Raw genomic sequence first — 18200 nt, 5'->3', positions numbered from 1 at the left:
TGGCTGAATCCAGCCCGTCAGATTTCACAGCGCTCAGGTGATTACGCCGATGTTTGCCAACCTGCACCAACTATCGCATCACGCCGCCTGGCGCCGCCAGCTAGAGATGATTCTCGAATCGACCGGCGACGGCATCTACGGCATCGATCTCCATGGACGCTGCATTTTTATCAACGAAGCCGGCGCCGAGATGCTCGGCTATACGCCGGATGAAGTGCTCGGCCGCTCGATGCACTACCTGATCCACCACTCGCACGCCGACGAAACCCTGATGCCGGTGCACGAATGCCGCATCTACAAGGCCTTCCAGGAGGGTCATGGCATCCGCGTTGACGACGAGGTACTGTGGCGGCGCGAGGGCAGCAGCTTCCCGGCCGAATACGCCTCCTACCCGATCCGCGATGGCGACACCGTGGTCGGCGCCGTCGTCACCTTCAACGACATCACCGAGCGCAAGCGCACCGAAAAGCTGCTGCAGGAAGCCCACGACCAGCTGGAAAAGCGCGTCCGCGAACGCACCGCCGAACTGACGGCCGCCCACGACCACCTGCGCCAGTCGCACGAATCGCTGCGCCGCCTGTCGGCCCACCTGAACACCGTGCGCGAGGAGGAACGCCGGCACATCGCGCGCGACATCCACGACGACCTCGGCGCTTCATTGACCGCCCTGCAACTGGAAATGAACTGGCTGCGCCAGCGCCTAGGCGACGATGCCGCGATGCGCGACAAGCTCGACGGCATGCTCGACATCGGCAGCCACGCCATGCAGGCCGTGCGCCGCATCCTCAACGACCTGCGCCCCGGCGTGCTCGATCACCTTGGTCTGTGGGCGGCGCTGGAAAGCCTGTTGCTCGATTTCCAGAAACGCTCCGGGCTGAGCTGCCGCTACACCTGCACGCCGGAGATCGAACGCTGCCGCCTTGGCCGCGATGCAGAAATCGCGCTCTACCGCATCGTCCAGGAAGTTTTGACCAACGTCACCCGCCACGCCCAGGCCAAGCAGGTCCAGCTCGACGCCCATGCCGACAATCGCGATCTCGTCCTCAGCATTGCCGACAACGGCCTGGGCATGCGTGTCCCGCCGCAACCCACCTCGTTCGGCCTGCTCGGCATGCGCGAACGGACGCTGGAGCTGGGCGGCACGCTCAATATCGTCAGCAGCCCAGGCGACGGCACGCGCGTCGTGCTGCGCCTGCCCAACGCCATCGCCTGAAATGCCATGACTACTATCCTCATTGTCGACGACCACATGATCATCCGCCGCGGCCTGCGGCAGATTCTTTCCGAATCGCCCGCCATCGGCGATATCCACGAAGCCGAGGATGGTCCGACGGCGCTCCGCCTGCTCCGCTCGACGCCGGTCGACGTGGTGCTGCTCGACATCGCGCTCGGCGAACGCGACGGGCTGGACGTGCTGAAGACCCTGCACGGAGAATTCCCGCGCCTTGGCGTGATCATGCTGTCGGTGTACCCGGAAAACCAGTTCGCCCTGCGCGCCATGCGCGGCGGCGCCCATGCCTACCTGAACAAGGGCTGTAGTCCGGACATCCTGTTCGCCGCCATTGCCAAGGTAGCCAGCGGCGGTCTTTACATCACCCCGGTACTGGCCGAGTTGCTGGCACAAAACGTCCGGGGTGGCCCCGACGACGAAAAGCCGCCGCACGAAGCCCTCTCCAACCGCGAATTCCAGGTCTTGCAACTGCTCGCCCAAGGCCGCAGCGTTGGCCAGATCGCCCAGCAATTGACGCTTTCGGCCAATACCATCTCGACCTACCGGGCGCGAATCTTCGAGAAACTGAGCCTGCACAACCCGGCCGACCTGTTCAGCTACGCGGCCCGGCATCGGCTGACGCAGTGATTTCCGTTTTTTGGCATCTTTTCCGGTTGACCGTAGGAAGCTGCCCGGGCGGTCATCGCGATGATTATCGCCATGTCCAACCGCTAACCGCCGGCCTGCCGATGTAGTGCACGTACTACACGCGAATCACATTTGTCGTGATACACGACAAGTCGCCGTTCATTGAATATGGCTCCCAACAGGCAGTCCCTCGCGGCAATCGCGCCGGCTGCCCGAATCTTCTCTACAGGGAGTCGTTTCATGGCACGCAAGCAGGGGTTCAGGCTGGGCATCTACGTTTTCAAGGACGCCGAGATCGTCGATTACGCGGCGCCGGCCGGGGTCATTTCAGTTGCCCGGCGGCTGGATCCGGAACTCGACACTTTCCTGATCGCCGAATCGATGCGGCCGGTGCAGACGCAGGCCGGGTTTACCGTCCTCCCCAACTACAGCTTCGCCGACCAGCCGGCGATGGATGCCTTCCTGATTCCCGGCGGCTACGGCACGCGGCAGGAGATGAACAACGCCAACCTGCACCGCTACATCAAGGCGCTGCCGCCGGATTGCCTGCTGACCAGCGTGTGCACCGGCTCGTGGATCTACGCCCGGATGGGCCTGCTTGACGGCCTGCCGGCCACCAACCGCAAGGAGCCGGATCGCCTCGAGGCCTCGCACATGGGCAAGACGCCGATCGACCGGCTGGCCGAGATCGCCCCGGCCTGCCGCGTCAGCCGGGCGCGCGTGGTCGATGCCGGGCGCATCGTCACGGCTGGCGGCATCGCTTCCGGCATGGAGATGGGCTTTCACCTGCTGCGCCGCGCCGGCTACGACGAGGCATTCATCGACGATGTCGCCCGCGTCATGGAATACCACCGTGCCTACGAGTTGTATCGGCACGATATCGAATTCAGCGAATTCAACGAACCCGCCCTTTAATCGATTTTCAAGAAGGAGATTGCCATGTCTGCTTTCAAGGACCCATTCAGCGACGGCATCAAGCTCGGCAGCTGTTCCTGCGGCAAGCACCACTCGCAGGCCGCACACGATGCGGCGCTGGCCAAGGCCGCCGATTTGCCGGTCGAGGCCAATGAGGAATCGCTGAACCGCCGCACCATCGAATCGGCGATCATGCGCGCCGTTTTCCCGGATGACGGCGAGCGCCGCCGCTTCCTGCGCGCTGTCGGCCGGTCGACGGCGATGGCTGCGCTGTCCAGCTTCTTCCCGCTCGGCGCGTTGGAAGCGATGGCTCAGGAAAAAGGGCCACTGGAAAAGAAGGACCTGAAGATCGGCTTCATCCCCATCACCTGCGCCAGCCCACTGCTGATGGCCGACCCGCTGGGCTTCTACAAGGCCCAGGGCCTGAACGTGCAGATGATCAAGACCGCCGGCTGGGCGCTGATCCGCGACAAGGTGCTGAACCGCGAATACGACGCCTCGCACATGCTGGCCCCGATGCCGATTGCGATGAGCATGGGCATCGGCTCCAACCCCATCCCGCTCAACGTCGCCACCATCCAGAACACCAACGGCCAGGCGATCACCCTGCACGTCAAACACAAGGACAAGCGCGATCCCAGGCAGTGGAAGGGCTTCAAGTTCGCCGTGCCTTTCGAGTATTCGATGCACAACTTCCTGCTTCGCTACTACGTGGCCGAGCACGGGCTGGACCCGGACAAGGACATCCAGATCCGCGTCGTGCCGCCGCCGGAGATGGTCGCCAACCTCCGCGCCGGCAACCTCGACGGTTACCTCGGCCCTGATCCGTTCAACCAGCGGGCGGTTTATGACGAAGTTGGCTTCATCCACATCCTCTCCAAGGAAATCTGGGATGGCCACCCCTGCTGCTCGTTCGGCGTGCCGACCGATTTCGTCAAGCAGAACCCCAATACCTTCGCCGCCCTTTACCGCGCCATCCTGACCGCCGCCAAGATGGCCCGCGACCCGAAGAACCGCCCGATCATGGCCGAAGTGCTGTCGCCGGCCGCCTACCTCAATCAGCCGAAGACAGTGCTCGAACAGGTGCTCACCGGCAAGTTCGCCGACGGCCTGGGCAATGTGCAGAACGTGCCGACCCGTGCCGATTTCGACCCCTTCCCGTGGTATTCGATGGCGGTGTGGATCCTCAGCCAGATGAAGCGCTGGGGCTACATCAAGGGCGACGTCAATTACAAGGAGATCGCCGAGAAGGTCTATCTGATCACCGATGCCCGCAAGCACATGGCCGAGATCGGCATGCCGGCGCCCAAGGACAATTACGCCAAATTCAAGGTCATGGGCAAGGAGTTCGACCCGATGAAGGCAGACGCCTACGTCAATTCCTTCGCCATCAAGAAGGCCTGACGAAAGCCCGCCATGAAAAAGGAGCACTGGAAGAGCCTGCTGCTGTCGGTGGTGCTGTTCGCCTTCTTCGTCGGCGTGTGGTTTGTTGCCACGCAGCCGAAGGAGAGCGCGCAGCAAGCCGCGGCGCAGGACGAATATGCGGCGCTGATGGGCAAGGGAGCCGCCAAGTCCGGGGGGTTCCCGCCGCCGCAGGAAATCGGCAAGGCCATCGTCACCCACCTGTCCGACCCGTTCAAGGACAACGGGCCGAACGACAAGGGGATCGCCATCCAGCTCGGCCATTCGCTCGGCCGCGTCGGCGTGGGCTTCGCGCTGGCCATTCTGGTGGCGCTGCCGCTCGGTTTCGTCATCGGCATGTCGCCGCTGCTGCACCGGGCGCTCGATCCGTTCATCCAGGTCCTGAAGCCGATTTCGCCGCTCGCCTGGATGCCGCTGGCGCTGTACACGATCAAGGATTCCGACCTCTCGGGCATTTTCGTGATCTTCATCTGCTCGGTGTGGCCGATGCTGATCAACACCGCCTTCGGCGTCGCCAACGTGCGCAAGGACTGGCTCAACGTCGCCCGCACGCTGGAAGTCCGGCCGCTCAGGAAAGCGCTGACGGTAATCCTGCCCGCTGCCGCGCCGACCATCCTGACCGGCATGCGCATCTCGATGGGCATTGCCTGGCTGGTCATCGTCGCCGCCGAAATGCTGGTCGGCGGCACCGGGGTTGGCTACTTCGTGTGGAACGAGTGGAACAACCTGGCGCTGCCCAACGTGATCTTCGCCATTCTCGTCATCGGCGTCGTCGGCATGGCGCTCGACCGCTGCTTCGCCGGCCTGCAAGCGCTGGTCAGCTACACGGAGTAAGACCATGGCCTTCCTGCACGTTGAAAACCTCGCCAAGTCCTACCCCGGCAACGACGCGCCGGTGTTCGAGAACGTCAATTTCACCATCGAGAAAGGCGAGTTCGTCTGCATCATCGGCCACTCCGGCTGCGGCAAGACGACCATCCTCAACGCCCTGGCCGGGCTGGAAACGGCCAGCGACGGCAACCTGACCATGGACGGCCGCGAAGTGATCGGGCCGGGGCTGGATCGTGGCGTCGTTTTCCAGAGCCATGCGCTGATGCCGTGGATGAGCGTCATCGACAACGTGAAGTTCGGCGTGCGCTCGCGCTGGCCAGACTGGAGCAAGGCGCAGATCGAGGCGCAGGCGGCCCAGTATCTGGAAATGGTCGGCCTCGGCCACGCCCTGCACAAGAAGCCGAGCATGCTCTCCGGCGGCATGAAGCAGCGCGTCGGCATCGCCCGGGCCTTCGCTATCCAGCCCAAGATGCTGCTGCTCGACGAGCCCTTCGGCGCACTCGATGCGCTGACCCGCGGCACGATTCAGGACGAGTTGCTGAAGATCGTTCAGGCGACGGCGCAGACGGTATTCATGATCACCCACGATGTGGACGAGGCGATCCTGCTCTCCGACCGCATCCTGCTGATGAGCAACGGTCCGCGGGCGCGCATCGCGGAGATTGTCGAAGTGACGCTGCCGCGCAGCCGCACCCGCCACGATATGCACCACGACCCGCGTTTCTACCGCATCCGAAACCATCTGGTCGATTTTCTGGTCAGCCGCTCGAAAGACCCGAAGCCGGCCGGCGAAATCCATCCCCCGGTCGTCCGCCCCGGCGAAGACGAACCGGCCACCACCTCACTCGCTGCTTAATTTCTCAAGGAGACCCACCATGAACCGCGAAGAAGTCACCGACCTGATCGTCACCCAGAAAGTCAAAAAGAAACTGACCTGGGCCCAGCTGGCCACAGTGGTCGGCCACAGCAAGGAGTGGAGCACCGCCGCCCTGCTCGGCCAGATGACGCTGACCGAAGCGCAGGCCAAGGCCGTCGGCGTCGCGCTTGATTTGCCGGAAGATGCCGTCACGCAACTGCAGGTCGTGCCCTACAAGGGTTCGCTGCCCACCGCCGTGCCGACCGACCCGCTGATCTACCGCTTCTACGAGCTGATCAGCGTTTACGGCACGACCTTCAAGTCGCTGCTCCATGAAGAATTCGGCGACGGCATCATGAGCGCCATCGACTTCAACATGGACCTGACCCGCGAAGCCGACCCCAAGGGCGACCGCGTCAAGATCACCATGAGCGGCAAGTTTCTGCCCTACAAGACTTACTGAGCCAGGCTGGTCGGAAGGGGTAGCCGGGCGCCCTTGCTTCCGGCTGGAAATTTCAGCCAGACGCCAGGCGCACCGAAACAGCAAGGCCTTCTCGGCCTTGCCGTGCATGGGTGAACAGAATGTTGGCGTTCTTGCCTGGTCGCTTGGCCTTGTCTAGCGCCTGATCGGCATTCCAGAGTGGAACAGAGACCTCGTCTGCGCCGAGGACCGGCGATGACAGGGCGGCGCCGATCAGGCATAGTCGGCCCCTTGCGCATTCCCGATGAAAAGCAGTTCCCATGACAACTGACACGCGGGCAAACATCCGTCTGGCCCAGCTCCACCTCTATGTGGACATCCACCTGCACGATCGCTTTCTGGCTCCGCCACTGGCCCTGGTGGTCGCCGCGCTGCTCACCAACTGGGTGCCGGTTGCCTGGGCCGCCGCCTGGGCCGGTGCCGAACTGCTGATCATTGCCAACTACATTCGCGTTTACCGCGCCTTCAAGCGCAGCAACGCCACGCCGCGCGACGAGCCGGGCTGGGCCCGACGGATCGCCATCGCCCACGGCGCCCACATGCTGGCCTGGTCGTCGCTGGTTTTCTGGGCCTGGCAACAAGGCAGTTTTCCCAGTCTGGTTTTCATCATGCTGGTGCACATCGGCCTGATTTCGCTGACCACCTCGATGAGCAATGCCCATCTGCGCATCCTCGCGTTTGACATGATCTTTCCCATCCTCGCCCTGCTCGGCCCGCCACTGCTTGAATTCAGCTGGTTCAACGTCGGTCTTTGCCTGCTCGGCGCTGGTTTCAGTGCCTTGATGCTGCTCGTCGCCCGGCAGATCAATGCCTATTCGACCGAGGCCCTGCAACTGCGCCAGCGCAACGAGATACTGATCCGCGAACTTGAATCGCAAGCCTCACGCGATTCGCTGACCGGCCTGGTCAATCGCCGCTATTTCCTCGCCGAGGCCAACAAGAAACTTCAGGCAGCACAACGTTCCCCGCAGGTCCTGGCCCTGATGATCATTGATCTCGATCACTTCAAGCAGGTCAATGACCAGTACGGCCACCTGGCCGGCGACGAGGTGCTGGTGGCCGTCGTCGATGCCTTGTCCCGGCATCTGCGCACGGGTGATTGCCTGGGGCGGCTGGGCGGCGAAGAGTTCGCCCTGCTCCTGCCCGAGACGACGCAGGCCGAAGCGATGGAAACGGCAGAGCGCCTGCGCCAGGCGACGGCCGCGCTGCACCTCGACATCCAGGGTCACCCCGTGCAGCCGACTGTCAGCATCGGCATTGCCTTGCTGCAGAAGGAAGAGCACAGCCTGTCCAGCCTCATGCATCGGGCCGACCTGGCGATGTATGCGGCCAAGACCCATGGCCGCAACCGCGTGGTCTGCGACACGCCGGCCGTGTCGCCCGAGATGGTGAGTCCACGCGCAAACGCGGCAGCCATCCCGGTCTAGGCGGGAGTGAAATAATCCGGATCGATTGCCAGTCGACCGAACGGGGGCCGAGGCCCCCGTTTTCAATTTTGGGCAAAATTTCCGGTTGACCGTGGGAATGGGCGCCGGGCCTGCATTCCGGCCTGAGCGCCCGGCGGTGCTATGGAACGCTGTTTTTGACCACGGCCGTTCAGCCCTTGGTGATGATCACTTCGAGATACTCGCTGGGCACCACCAGTGAGGCCTGACCCGCTGTGTTGAGTTCATCGAGCAACATTTTGATGTCGCGCTCGAGCTCCTGCTGGCCCGCTGCATCCAAGGCGGCGAAAGCCTTGTGCGTCGGTCCGTAGTAATCGCGGAACACTTGCAGCCAGTGCGCTGCCGAGCGATAACGGAAATTGAACAGGCGCCGCTCGCTGCGGATTTCTGCGGCGCGGGAGCCGAACAATTCGACGATGTGCGGCTCGGTTCCCCACAGCACGGGAGATTTGAGCCCAGCCGGCGGTGGTACATGGGCGCTGATGGTTTTGAACAGCCGACCGATAAAGCCCTGCGGAGTCCAGCTCGCCAGGCCGATGCGTCCGCCCGGGCGCAGCACGCGCAGCATCTCGTGGGCACAGCGGGCGTGATCCGGGGTGAACATCGCGCCGAAAGTGGACAGCACGACATCGAAGCTGCCGGTGTCAAACGGCAGTTGTTCGGCATCGGCGACCTCGAACTGCACCTGTTGGCCTTCCGCCAGGGCGCGTTGGCGTCCTTTGTCGAGCAAGGCGGGCACGTAGTCGGTCGATGTCACCTTGGCGAAGCGCCGTGCCGCGGCCAGCGTGGCATTGCCATTGCCCGCCGCGACATCGAGAACGTCCGTGCCGGCATGGACATCGGCCGCTTCGGCGAGCGACTCGGCGACGATCTGCAAGGTGGTGCCGATCACCGAGTAATCGCCGCTGGCCCAGGTTGCCTGCTGGCGTTGCTTGATCGCGGCGTAGTCCGGCGGCGTGGTCGGGATGTGGAGAGTGGAAGTGGTTGGGGTGGGGGCTTCGATAACGAGATTCATGGCGTTCTCCTTGTATTGAATGGCAGCCGCTGGGCTGGCCAGAAGCTGGAATTGCCGTCGGCGCTGCAGGGTGACGACGAGTACATTATTCGAACTTTCGGCTAGTGATACTTCTCCAACAGTCCTCCAGTTTTGCTTGTAAGTCCGCCTTTTCAATACCGACCGATCGGCGGCTATTCGCTTTTCTTCGAGGCGTCGTCAGTCATGAAGCATGACCCTTTGTCCGATGTGCTGAGCAGCGTGCGACTGCACGGCGCCATCTTCTATTACGTCAGTTTTGGCCAGGACTGGGCGGCCGAAACACCACCCTCGAGCCAGCTTGCCGAGGCCTTGATGCCGGGTACCGAACATGTGCTGGCCTACCACCTGATCGCCAAGGGCGGCGGCTGGGCGGCAACCGACGGCGAGCATCCGGTTCGCCTGAACAGCGGCGACATCATCATGTTTCCGCGCGGCGACCGGCATGTGTTGTCGAGCGCACCGGGAATGCACGCGCAGCCGGACAACGACAACTGGCATTTCACGACGCGCAACGACCCCAAACCGATTGCCCTGGCCTACCATCAGGGCGTCCTGCGGCCCGGCTCGTCGCAGCCGGCCGACGAGGCTGAAACCGTGATCATCTGCGGCTTCGTCGGCTGTGACCTGCGTCCCTTCAATCCGCTGATCGCCGCCTTGCCGCGGATTTTGCACCTGGCCGCAAATAGTGTTGGCTCGTGGGTGGCGCCGGTACTCGACCAGGCTGTATCCGAATCCCGCCAGAGCCGGGCCGGCAGCGCGGCGGTACTCGAGCGGGTCAGTGAAATGGTTTTCGTCGACGCCGCGCGGCGCTACCTCGAGTCCTTGCCCGCCGATGCCTCGGGCTGGCTGGCCGGACTCCGCGACCGCCATGTCGGCAAGGCGATCGACCTGCTGCATGCCCAGCCGGCCGAGATGTGGACGATCGACAGACTGGGGCGCCAGGTTGGGCTGTCGCGCTCGGCGCTGCACGAACGCTTCGTTGAATTGGTCGGGCAGCCACCGATGCAGTATCTGACCAATTGGCGTATGCAGCGTGCCGCCTGCCTGCTGCGCGAGGGTTCAGCGAACGTGGCGACGATTGCCCTGGAGGTCGGCTACGATTCGGAAGCTGCCTTTGCGCGCGCGTTCAAACGCACCGTTGGCATGCCGCCAGCGGCTTGGCGGCGGACCCAGAACGCCTCACGACAGGCACGATGAGGCAAGCGTGGAGCTGCCCGACAGCGCAAGTGCTGCCGCGTTGCGACTTGTTCTTGGGCGAGACGGGGGCTTGGCCCCGGTTTTCATAACCTCACCTTCTCGAGCTGCCCGGTGCGGACCCGCATGCCGGGTGGTGTGGCAGGGGCGCAGTCTACAGCGACTCCCCTCTATGCCGATTTGGCCAGAATTTCCGGTTGACCGTGGGATTGGACGCGCGGGGTTCAGGCAGCCCGTTTGGCATCGAAAGTGCTTATTCCCTGCCGGATGCGACGATGACCGCAGTTTTGTCTGTCATTTGTCGCACACTCATCCCGCCCTTGTTGCATTCGATACTACGGAGAGCGTCGTGCCCGTACTGACTGAAAATACCACCCTGATCTCATTGAAATCCGCCAAACCGACCGGCCTGGGCATGACCCAGCTCGGCATTCCCGTGCTCGACAGCACTCAGGTAAAGAAGGGCAAGCTGCATGAGTTTCTGCAGTCCACCGAGGACGGCAAGGTCGGCCGCCGCTACCAGAACATCCGGGTGACCGCGGTCAGGACGGCCGAAGGCGGGGTCGAGTCGGCCAAGGTCTTCCTGCAGTTCGAGGTCTTCGGCGACGACAACGTGCCGGAAGGCGTCTGCGGCGGCTACACGGTGGCGCTGCTGAGCGGCGCGGACGCTCTGCTGACCCTGCCGGCGAGCAGTCTCTTCCTGCCCTATGGCCGCGCCTGGTACGAGAACCAGGTGGTCTTTGACGTGCCGCTCACCATCTTCGACAAGGCAGACAAACTGCAACTCACGCTTGCGGCCGATCAGGTGCGGGCAATCTGAGCGCTGACGAAGGTTCAGGCGGGCGGTGCGATGCCACTGGCCGCCAGCTGTCGTTCCAGCGTGTCGGCGGCGGCCGCGATATCCAGCACGCGCCGGCGCATCAGCGCCAGCATTTCGCCGAGCAGCACGGCCGGTGGCGCTTCCATGACGCCCAGGCCAACCAGCCAGCTGGCCAGGGCAGCCTCGTTGCGGCCCAGGGCACGCGCGGTTTCGCGTTGCCAGTCGCTGCCGTAGAGCAGGCGCGCGTTGTCGCGAAAAATCTGGCGAGCCGTTTCGTCGGCGGCCGTGGCGTCAAGCGGCAGGGCCGTGCTGCCGGCCACCTCGGAGGCTACTGGCTGCATCTGCATTGCCTCGGCCAGACGGCTCAGTTCGGGCAGGATGGAGCGCACCAGTTCCAGGCCGCTCAGCGGCACGATCCAGCAACGGTGCTTCGCACTCCAGCGCGTCTTCGGCACCCAGCGCAGCATGCGCTCGATGGTGTCGGTGTACTCGGCCTTGATGACGATGGCGCGGTCGGTGGCATAAACCCACGGGTTGGCAGGCAACGGATGGGTGGTGAGGCGGGAGAGGGCTTCTTCGTCGGTCAGCATGGCAGGTGGCGTGCCGGGTTATTCCGGAGGCACAGCCGCAACAGGACTACGACTTGCCAGTTGGCGAGACGGAGGCCTTCGCCGCCGATTTTGATTTTGGCCATTATTTCCGGTTGACCGTGGAATCGCCGTTTTTGCAGTACGGGCGATCCACGGTCTCCGGCCGGTGCCTCAGACGCGCAGCAGGGCCTTGACCAGGCGCTCCGACAATTGGTCTTCGGTGAACTGCGGTTCGTTCGGCGGGTAGAGGGAGTTTTCTTCGATCTCGAAACCCTCGGCGGCGGACAGGGCACGGAGTTCCTTGATTTTCAGGCAGGCCTTCAACTGGGCGCCCAGTTCGGGATTGGCCTTGGCTTTTTCAGAAAAGGCCTTGATCGGTGCAACGGACATGATTTCTCCTTGGGTTAAAACAAAATGGGCAGCGCTTGGGCAGCCTGATCAGGCCGGGTAGTCGAGCGTTTCCGGATCGTCCCCGGCGTTCTGAATCACGGCCTGGGCCAGCTTGCCATCCGAGTGATAGTGGTAATCGTGACAAACCTCGATCTCGCCATAAACCACCTTCTCGCAGCGCTTGAGCATGCCGCCGGCGTCGAACGCCCCACGGTAGAAGGTGTTGCGGTTGCGCATGTCGTCAGCGGCGAGTTCGCCAACCAGGTTGAGTGGCAGGCGAGCCCCGCTGTAGCTCGTGAAGTAGCGGATCGTCAGATCGGAGGAGTTCATGGCTGGTTCAGGATTGTCGGATAAACCACAAAAACCCGCCAAAAAAGCAGGTCAGGGACTGAACTAGCAAATTCAGGACCAAGGCGCGCCCGCCGGTGCCAAAGCCGGCCGGCAGCCACTACGCAATTCATCGTATTCCTGATCGCCGGCCTGCCCCGTAACCTGTCGTTGCACTGCACAAATTGCGGACGGGAAATTGATGAAAAAAACGCTAATTGCTTTATTGCTCAGCCTCGGCAGCCTGTCGGCGCAAGCCGCGCTCGACCCGGCGCAGGTGCGCCAGCTGGCCGCCGAGGATTCGACCGACAAGGTGGCGGCTATTCGCCAACTGACACAAACTGCCGACCCGGACGCCGTGCGCGTCCTCAAGGCGATGGCGGAAGACAGCCTGTTCCTGGCCGGCGACAAGGTGGTGATCATCGACGGCGACAAGGCTTTCGACGGGGCGACCGGCGAAGCGATCAAGATGCCGGCCAATCCCGAGTCGCCGACCGTCAACAACCGCATCCGTGGCGAACTGGCCAGCGCGCTGGCCGCGCTCAAGCTGTTCGATGCCGACGCGACGGTTCGCCTCGCCTCGGCCCAGAAGCTGCAAAGCCAGGTAACCCCGGAAATGGCCCCGCTGCTGGCCCGGGCGCTGGACAAGGAAACCGACGCGCAGATCAAGGCCCTACTGACCCTGGCCCACGCCCAGGCAAATCTCGCCAACACCGACCCGGCCGCCCGCCTCGCCGCCGTCAAGGCGCTGGCCGAAACCTCGTCGCCGACGATCAAGAGCGTCCTGCTGCCACTCACCGAAAAGGCCGGCGAGCCCGACGACAAGGTGCGCTACGAAGCCATCGCCGCGGTGAAAGCCATCGACAGCCGGCTGGCCATTGCCGAAAACGTTGGCCGCGCCTTCTCCGGCCTGTCGCTCGGCAGCATCTTGTTGCTCGGCGCGCTAGGCTTGGCCATTACCTACGGCGTCATGGGCATCATCAATATGGCGCACGGCGAGTTGCTGATGGTCGGCGCCTACGCCACCTACGGCATGCAGACGCTGTTCCGCGCCTACTTCCCGGAGGCCATCGACTGGTATCTGCCAGCCGCCATCCCGGTCGCTTTCTTCGCTGCCGCACTGGTCGGCGTCGTCATGGAGCGCACGGTCATCCGCTGGCTCTACGGCCGCACGCTGGAAACCCTGCTCGCCACCTGGGGCCTGTCGTTGGTGCTGATCCAGTCGGCGCGCGTGCTGTTCGGCGCGCAGAACGTCGAAGTCTCGAACCCGAGCTGGATGTCGGGCGGCATCGAAGTCATGCCCAACCTGATCCTGCCGTGGAACCGCATCATCATCGTCGGCTTCGCCATGTTCGTCCTGCTGCTGGTCTGGCTGCTGATGAACAAGACGCGGCTCGGCATGTTCGTCCGCGCCGTGACGCAGAATCGCCCGATGGCCGGCTGCGTCGGCGTGCCGACGGCGCGCATCGACACCATGGCCTTCGCACTCGGCGCCGGCATCGCCGGGCTGGGCGGTGTTGCGCTGTCGCAAATCTCCAACGTCGGCCCGGACATGGGCCAGGGCTACATCGTCGATTCCTTCATGGTGGTCGTCGTCGGCGGCGTCGGGCAACTGGCCGGCGCGGTGTGGGCGGCGCTCGGCCTGGGCATCTTCAGCAAGCTGCTCGAAGGCTGGGCCGGGGCGGTCATCGCCAAGATCAGCATCCTCGTCTGCATCATCATCTTCATCCAGAAACGGCCGCAGGGCATCTTCGCCCTCAAGGGCCGTTTCGTCGAGTAAGGCTGAACCATGCGCAAACCTCTCACCATTCGCATCCTGTCCGCGCTGGACAAGAAAAGCTGGCTGGCGCTGGGCATCTTCCTCGCTCTCGCGCTGGTCGTCGTTCCGGTGCTCCACCTCAACTTCCCGGAAGACAGTGCCCTGCACGTTTCGACTTACGCCATCACGTTGATCGGCAAGATCATGTGCTACGCGCTGGTCGCCGTGGCCATGGACCTGATCTGGGGCTACGGCGGCATCCTGTCGCTCGGCCACGGTTTGTTCTTCGCGCTCGGCGGCTACGCCTTCGGCATGTACCTGATGCGCCAGATCGGCCGCGACGGAAGCTACGGCGCCGACCTGCCCGATTTCATGGTCTTCCTCGACTGGAAAGAACTGCCCTGGTTCTGGCTCGGCAGCGACAGCTTCGGCTGGGTGGCTATCCTGGTCATGGCGGTGCCGGCGCTGGTCGCCTTCGTCTTCGGCTACTTCGCCTTCCGCTCGCGGATCAAGGGCGTCTATTTTTCGATCATCACCCAGGCCCTGACCTACGCCGCGATGCTGCTTTTCTTCCGCAACGAAACCGGCTTTGGCGGCAACAACGGTTTCACCGACTTCAAACGCGTGCTGGGTTACAGCGTCACTTCGTCGGAAACCCGGCTCGTGCTGTTCGGCCTGACCGCCGTGATGCTTGCCGTGACGTTGGTCTTCTCTGCGTGGCTGGTCAAATCCAAGTTCGGCCGGGTGCTGACCGCCATCCGCGATGCCGAATCCCGCGTCATGTTCATCGGCTACAACCCGCTCTGGTACAAGCTGACCATCTGGGTCATCTCGGCCGTGCTGTGCGGCATCGCCGGGGCGCTCTACGTGCCACAGGTCGGCATCATCAACCCCTCCGAAATGTCACCCGGCAACTCCATCGAAATCGCCATCTGGGTCGCGGTCGGCGGGCGTGGCACGCTGATCGGGCCGATCATCGGCGCCTTCGTCGTCAATCTGGCCAAGAGTTGGTTCACCGTCAGCTTCCCCGAATACTGGCTGTTCTTCCTCGGCCTGCTCTTCATCGTCGTGACGCTGATGCTGCCGCAAGGCCTGGTCGGCCTGTGGAAGAAAATCATGGCGAAGAAAGGAGCCGAAGCATGCTGAACACCGTCGATCTATTTGCGGACGACCGCCCGGAAGGCAGCGACGGCGCCGACCAGATGGGCCACCTCGTTACCGGCGAGCTCGACCTCTCGCACGGCGTCGCCCTCTATCTCGAAGACATCACCGTCAGCTTCGACGGCTTCAAGGCACTCAATAATCTCAACCTGGCGATCAACGCCGGCGAACTGCGCTGCATCATCGGCCCGAACGGCGCCGGCAAGACGACGATGATGGACGTCATCACCGGCAAGACCCGGCCCGATTCCGGCAAGGCCTTCTTCGGCCAGTCGATTGACCTGACCCGCCTGACCGAACCGGAAATCGCCCACGTCGGCATCGGCCGCAAATTCCAGAAACCGACGATTTTCGAGCAGCACACCGTCTTCGAAAACCTAGAGCTGGCCATGAAGACCGACAAACGCGTCTGGAAAAGCCTGATGGCCTGGCTGGCCGGCGACGAGCGCGACAAGATCGCCGAAACCCTGCGCCTGATCCGCCTCGACGGCGAAGCCGACCGCCAGGCCGGCCTGCTCTCGCACGGCCAGAAACAGTGGCTGGAAATCGGCATGCTGCTCATGCAGGAACCGAAGCTGCTGCTGCTCGACGAACCGGTCGCCGGCATGACTGACGACGAAACCATGCGCACCGCCGAACTGTTCGTCTCGCTGGCCGGCAAGCACTCGCTGGTTGTGGTCGAGCACGACATGGCCTTCGTCGAAAAGCTCGGCGGCCTCGTCACCGTGCTGCATGAAGGGTCAGTGCTGGCCGAAGGCGATCTGGCGACGGTGCAGAACGACCAGCGCGTCATCGAGGTGTATCTCGGCCGCTGAGTCGGCCACCTTGCGGATTTCAATTTTGGGCATTTTTTCCGGTTGACCGTGGAAACCCCGGCAGCCAACCCGAACAGGACAAAACATCATGTTGAAAGTCGATACCCTCAACCAGGCCTATGGCGGCAGCCACATCCTGCGCGGCCTCAGCTTCGAGGTCAAAACCGGCGAAGTCACCACCCTGCTCGGTCGCAACGGTGTCGGCAAAACGACCCTGCTCAAGTCGCTGATGGGCCTGGTCAAGACCAAATCCGGCTCGATCACCTTTGACGGCAAGGACATCACCCACCTGCCGCCGCACGAACGCGTCAAGGCCGGCATCGGTTTCGTCCCGCAAGGTCGCGAGATCTTCCCGCGCCTGACCGTCGAGGAAAACCTGCTCATGGGCCTCGCCACCAAACCGGGCAGCACTCCGATTCCGCAGCGCATCTTCGACATGTTCCCGGTCCTCAAGCAGATGATGCACCGACGCGGCGGCGACCTCTCCGGCGGCCAGCAACAACAACTCGCCATCGGCCGCGCCCTGGCCATGGGCCCGAAACTGCTCATCCTCGACGAACCGACCGAAGGCATCCAGCCCTCGATCATCAAGGACATCGAACGCGCCATCCGCATGCTGGCCGAAACCGGTGAAATGGCGATCCTGTTGGTCGAGCAGTACTACGACTTCGCCGAATCCCTGGCCGACCAGTACCTGCTCATGGAACGCGGCGAATTCATCATGCGGGGGAGGGGTGAAACGATGCCGCAGGACGGGGTGCGGGAGGCGTTGGCGGTTTGATCACTGAAGCTACCGTACCCAAAGAGGCCGATCAGCCAGCGATCCATTGCCGCTTTTCACAAGACCCGATGAAGGCCGCTAGCGCTCGGATTTTACGAGGTTGAGCGCTGTGAGGTGCATGCCAACCATGTGATACGGCTCTGGTTGCTCAGATCCACAGCGACCAGCGCCACAGGTTCGCTTACCAGAGAACTTCCACCCCCCATCAACCTCATCAATGAACTGATCCTTCACCAGTTCTTGAGTTTGTTCATATCGTCGCCAGAGGTCTCGGCGGTTGGTGCTTGATGCCGCCACCAACAGAGCACGCAGGCCCTCTGCTTGTTGCCACCAATACTTGTCACGATCAGTTGAGCCGTCAGGATAGGCTCGGTTGAATATGCCACCTTCTATTTCATCGTAACCAGCTTTTATTGCGTATTTCAACAATCTTTCTGCCACATCACCATACAGCGCAGGTAGCCCTCGGCGCTCCGAGGTCGCAAGCAGGTGGCTCCATTCGAATTGATGGCCCAGATCGATGTAGCCGCCCTTTTCCTTGGTGGGAAGCGCCTTCCAGTGCTCGTCATACCACTCCGGGATGTAGGCCCCGCCATCATTTTGGCCCTCAAGCAATTTATAGAGTACGAAGTTTCCAACACTTTGTGCACCAGCCACTGCTCGTGGGTCACCTGTTGCATCAATGAGCGCAAGCAAGGCTTCAAACATGTGCATGACAGGATTTTGATTTCGCAAACTACTTGATGGGCCAAAATCACGAGGGGCCTCAGGCCGAAACCCGCCATCGGAATCCCTCAGGTGCTTGTTAATGTCGCTCCACGCCGTTAGTGCGGCCGCTCGGAATTTCTCCTCCTTTGTCACACGAGCAACGTGAGATAGAGCGAAAAGCGCAAAAGCATGACCATACGTATTTTTGCTCTCGTTGATTACCTTGCCATCATCCGCAACACTCGAAAAAAAGCCCCCATATTGAGGATCGTAGAATCGATTGAGCAAAAACTCCGTACCTCGTATGGCTGCGTCCAAATAGTGCTTGTCGCCGGTGATTTCATATCCAACGATCATCGTAAATAGAAGGCGACTATGAGTAGTCAGATCCCCGCCCTGAGTAGGCATGGCTTTCCACTGACGATCAAATCTGCTTAAAAGAAGACCAGATGGTGTTGGCGCTATGGCTAACCAACGAGTCAGATGGGCATCAAGATCTTGTTTGTGCCATTTGGCGACGATGAATTGACCGTTGCTTGCCGGTCCTTCACATCCGCTCAGAAAAAAAGGAGTAACCAACAGGCAGAACAAATAAAACAGGCCGGCAAAGACTGAATTTGACGGAAATTTTCTCTTATCGTTCATGAGCTTATACTTTTCGAGATTCCAGTAAGTCGGTTTTAAGACTTCCCAAAGTTTAGCTCCTTGCAGAATAGCATTTGTCATCGCGTTCGGTTTTGTCTTGAAAGGCAGCAACCCCGCTAAATAGGGTCTGCGCATTCCTGCGTATTCCCCGCCGCCTTTTCTTTCC

Annotated in this window: 20 protein-coding genes; 14 read left to right on the top strand and 6 right to left on the bottom strand. The window is 62.3% G+C overall.

The annotated features are described in order from the left end of the window. The first annotated feature begins 49 nt into the window (after nt 1-49). The 7 genes from KI613_RS19495 (at nt 50) to cynS (ending at nt 6345) form a co-directional block, all read left to right on the top strand. The gene (locus KI613_RS19495; RefSeq protein WP_226402612.1) at nt 50-1213 is read left to right on the top strand and encodes a PAS domain-containing sensor histidine kinase; all 1164 of its coding nucleotides are present in this window, start codon (nt 50-52) and stop codon (nt 1211-1213) included. 6 nt (nt 1214-1219) lie between these two features. Next, nucleotides 1220-1858 (top strand): response regulator, encoded by a 639-nt coding sequence (locus KI613_RS19490; RefSeq protein WP_226402610.1) that lies wholly within the window; start codon nt 1220-1222, stop codon nt 1856-1858. Nucleotides 1859-2098: 240 nt separating this feature from the next. After that, the gene (locus KI613_RS19485; RefSeq protein WP_226402608.1) at nt 2099-2773 is read left to right on the top strand and encodes a DJ-1/PfpI family protein; all 675 of its coding nucleotides are present in this window, start codon (nt 2099-2101) and stop codon (nt 2771-2773) included. 24 nt (nt 2774-2797) lie between these two features. Beyond that, complete coding sequence (locus KI613_RS19480; protein WP_226402606.1) at nt 2798-4177, top strand: CmpA/NrtA family ABC transporter substrate-binding protein; 1380 nt, start codon at nt 2798-2800, stop codon at nt 4175-4177. A 12-nt stretch (nt 4178-4189) separates the two neighbouring features. Then, nucleotides 4190-5029: a nitrate ABC transporter permease gene (ntrB, locus tag KI613_RS19475; RefSeq protein ID WP_226402604.1), complete on the top strand. Its 840-nt coding sequence runs from the start codon at nt 4190-4192 to the stop codon at nt 5027-5029. Nucleotides 5030-5033: 4 nt separating this feature from the next. Beyond that, a complete protein-coding gene (locus KI613_RS19470) occupies nt 5034-5882 on the top strand; it encodes an ABC transporter ATP-binding protein (protein ID WP_226402602.1) in 849 nt (282 codons plus the stop codon). Between the two features lie 19 nt (nt 5883-5901). Continuing rightward, entirely contained in the window at nt 5902-6345 is a 444-nt protein-coding gene (cynS, locus tag KI613_RS19465; protein ID WP_226402600.1) for a cyanase, read from the top strand. 52 nt (nt 6346-6397) lie between these two features. Here cynS and KI613_RS19460 read toward each other — a convergent pair whose 3' ends face one another. Next, on the bottom strand, nt 6398-6625 hold the full coding sequence (locus tag KI613_RS19460) for a hypothetical protein (RefSeq protein ID WP_226402598.1): 228 nt from the start codon (nt 6623-6625) through the stop codon (nt 6398-6400). On the opposite strand from KI613_RS19460, the gene KI613_RS19455 reads away from it, so the two are divergent. Then, nucleotides 6624-7790, top strand: coding sequence for a GGDEF domain-containing protein (locus tag KI613_RS19455; RefSeq protein WP_226402596.1), 1167 nt, complete (start codon nt 6624-6626; stop codon nt 7788-7790). The two genes, KI613_RS19460 and KI613_RS19455, sit on opposite strands and share 2 nt — an antisense overlap. A gap of 169 nt (nt 7791-7959) precedes the next feature. Here KI613_RS19455 and KI613_RS19450 read toward each other — a convergent pair whose 3' ends face one another. Next, the gene (locus tag KI613_RS19450) at nt 7960-8823 is read right to left on the bottom strand and encodes a class I SAM-dependent methyltransferase (protein ID WP_226402594.1); all 864 of its coding nucleotides are present in this window, start codon (nt 8821-8823) and stop codon (nt 7960-7962) included. 204 nt (nt 8824-9027) lie between these two features. On the opposite strand from KI613_RS19450, the gene KI613_RS19445 reads away from it, so the two are divergent. Then, the gene (locus tag KI613_RS19445) at nt 9028-10041 is read left to right on the top strand and encodes an AraC family transcriptional regulator (RefSeq protein WP_226402592.1); all 1014 of its coding nucleotides are present in this window, start codon (nt 9028-9030) and stop codon (nt 10039-10041) included. A 346-nt stretch (nt 10042-10387) separates the two neighbouring features. Next, the gene (locus KI613_RS19440) at nt 10388-10858 is read left to right on the top strand and encodes a hypothetical protein (RefSeq protein WP_226402590.1); all 471 of its coding nucleotides are present in this window, start codon (nt 10388-10390) and stop codon (nt 10856-10858) included. 14 nt (nt 10859-10872) lie between these two features. Here the strand turns inward: KI613_RS19440 and KI613_RS19435 are convergent, their stop codons facing one another. The 3 genes from KI613_RS19435 to KI613_RS19425 form a co-directional block, all read right to left on the bottom strand. Then, nucleotides 10873-11448 (bottom strand): hypothetical protein, encoded by a 576-nt coding sequence (locus tag KI613_RS19435; protein ID WP_226402588.1) that lies wholly within the window; start codon nt 11446-11448, stop codon nt 10873-10875. Between the two features lie 171 nt (nt 11449-11619). Then, nucleotides 11620-11838 carry a Nif11-like leader peptide family natural product precursor gene (locus KI613_RS19430; RefSeq protein ID WP_226402587.1) on the bottom strand — a complete coding sequence of 73 codons (219 nt, stop codon included), beginning with the start codon at nt 11836-11838 and terminating at the stop codon, nt 11620-11622. Between the two features lie 48 nt (nt 11839-11886). Beyond that, complete coding sequence (locus tag KI613_RS19425) at nt 11887-12168, bottom strand: DUF6156 family protein (RefSeq protein WP_226402585.1); 282 nt, start codon at nt 12166-12168, stop codon at nt 11887-11889. Between the two features lie 199 nt (nt 12169-12367). Here KI613_RS19425 and urtB point away from each other — a divergent pair, with 199 nt between their 5' ends. From urtB to urtE, 4 genes are all read left to right on the top strand, one after another. Next, on the top strand, nt 12368-13945 hold the full coding sequence (gene urtB / locus KI613_RS19420) for an urea ABC transporter permease subunit UrtB (RefSeq protein ID WP_226402583.1): 1578 nt from the start codon (nt 12368-12370) through the stop codon (nt 13943-13945). Between the two features lie 9 nt (nt 13946-13954). Beyond that, nucleotides 13955-15070 carry an urea ABC transporter permease subunit UrtC gene (gene urtC / locus KI613_RS19415; RefSeq protein WP_226402581.1) on the top strand — a complete coding sequence of 372 codons (1116 nt, stop codon included), beginning with the start codon at nt 13955-13957 and terminating at the stop codon, nt 15068-15070. Further along, on the top strand, nt 15064-15900 hold the full coding sequence (gene urtD / locus KI613_RS19410; protein ID WP_404826952.1) for an urea ABC transporter ATP-binding protein UrtD: 837 nt from the start codon (nt 15064-15066) through the stop codon (nt 15898-15900). Before urtC ends, urtD begins: the two co-directional genes overlap by 7 nt. 88 nt (nt 15901-15988) lie before the next feature. Next, nucleotides 15989-16681, top strand: coding sequence for an urea ABC transporter ATP-binding subunit UrtE (gene urtE, locus KI613_RS19405; protein ID WP_226402579.1), 693 nt, complete (start codon nt 15989-15991; stop codon nt 16679-16681). Between the two features lie 78 nt (nt 16682-16759). On the opposite strand, the gene KI613_RS19400 is transcribed toward urtE, so the two are convergent. Further along, complete coding sequence (locus tag KI613_RS19400; RefSeq protein ID WP_226402577.1) at nt 16760-18169, bottom strand: AGE family epimerase/isomerase; 1410 nt, start codon at nt 18167-18169, stop codon at nt 16760-16762. Between the last annotated feature and the right edge of the window lie 31 nt (nt 18170-18200).

It is taken from the genome of Ferribacterium limneticum (assembly GCF_020510585.1).
Classification (GTDB): domain Bacteria; phylum Pseudomonadota; class Gammaproteobacteria; order Burkholderiales; family Rhodocyclaceae; genus Azonexus.
The sequence above is the reverse complement of the archived record's forward strand: the minus strand, read 5'-3'. Positions and strand labels throughout refer to the sequence as shown.

Bases quoted from the DNA above. Each gene is read 5' to 3' on its own strand.
- KI613_RS19495 (WP_226402612.1), top strand. From the start codon at position 50: ATGTTTGCCAACCTGCACCAACTATCGCATCACGCCGCCTGGCGCCGC.
- KI613_RS19490 (WP_226402610.1), top strand. From the start codon at position 1,220: ATGACTACTATCCTCATTGTCGACGACCACATGATCATCCGCCGCGGC.
- KI613_RS19485 (WP_226402608.1), top strand. From the start codon at position 2,099: ATGGCACGCAAGCAGGGGTTCAGGCTGGGCATCTACGTTTTCAAGGAC.
- KI613_RS19480 (WP_226402606.1), top strand. From the start codon at position 2,798: ATGTCTGCTTTCAAGGACCCATTCAGCGACGGCATCAAGCTCGGCAGC.
- ntrB (WP_226402604.1), top strand. From the start codon at position 4,190: ATGAAAAAGGAGCACTGGAAGAGCCTGCTGCTGTCGGTGGTGCTGTTC.
- KI613_RS19470 (WP_226402602.1), top strand. From the start codon at position 5,034: ATGGCCTTCCTGCACGTTGAAAACCTCGCCAAGTCCTACCCCGGCAAC.
- cynS (WP_226402600.1), top strand. From the start codon at position 5,902: ATGAACCGCGAAGAAGTCACCGACCTGATCGTCACCCAGAAAGTCAAA.
- KI613_RS19455 (WP_226402596.1), top strand. From the start codon at position 6,624: ATGACAACTGACACGCGGGCAAACATCCGTCTGGCCCAGCTCCACCTC.
- KI613_RS19460 (WP_226402598.1), bottom strand. From the start codon at position 6,625: ATGGGAACTGCTTTTCATCGGGAATGCGCAAGGGGCCGACTATGCCTG.
- KI613_RS19450 (WP_226402594.1), bottom strand. From the start codon at position 8,823: ATGAATCTCGTTATCGAAGCCCCCACCCCAACCACTTCCACTCTCCAC.
- KI613_RS19445 (WP_226402592.1), top strand. From the start codon at position 9,028: ATGAAGCATGACCCTTTGTCCGATGTGCTGAGCAGCGTGCGACTGCAC.
- KI613_RS19435 (WP_226402588.1), bottom strand. From the start codon at position 11,448: ATGCTGACCGACGAAGAAGCCCTCTCCCGCCTCACCACCCATCCGTTG.
- KI613_RS19430 (WP_226402587.1), bottom strand. From the start codon at position 11,838: ATGTCCGTTGCACCGATCAAGGCCTTTTCTGAAAAAGCCAAGGCCAAT.
- KI613_RS19425 (WP_226402585.1), bottom strand. From the start codon at position 12,168: ATGAACTCCTCCGATCTGACGATCCGCTACTTCACGAGCTACAGCGGG.
- urtB (WP_226402583.1), top strand. From the start codon at position 12,368: ATGAAAAAAACGCTAATTGCTTTATTGCTCAGCCTCGGCAGCCTGTCG.
- urtC (WP_226402581.1), top strand. From the start codon at position 13,955: ATGCGCAAACCTCTCACCATTCGCATCCTGTCCGCGCTGGACAAGAAA.
- urtD (WP_404826952.1), top strand. From the start codon at position 15,064: ATGCTGAACACCGTCGATCTATTTGCGGACGACCGCCCGGAAGGCAGC.
- urtE (WP_226402579.1), top strand. From the start codon at position 15,989: ATGTTGAAAGTCGATACCCTCAACCAGGCCTATGGCGGCAGCCACATC.
- KI613_RS19400 (WP_226402577.1), bottom strand. From the start codon at position 18,169: ATGCGCAGACCCTATTTAGCGGGGTTGCTGCCTTTCAAGACAAAACCG.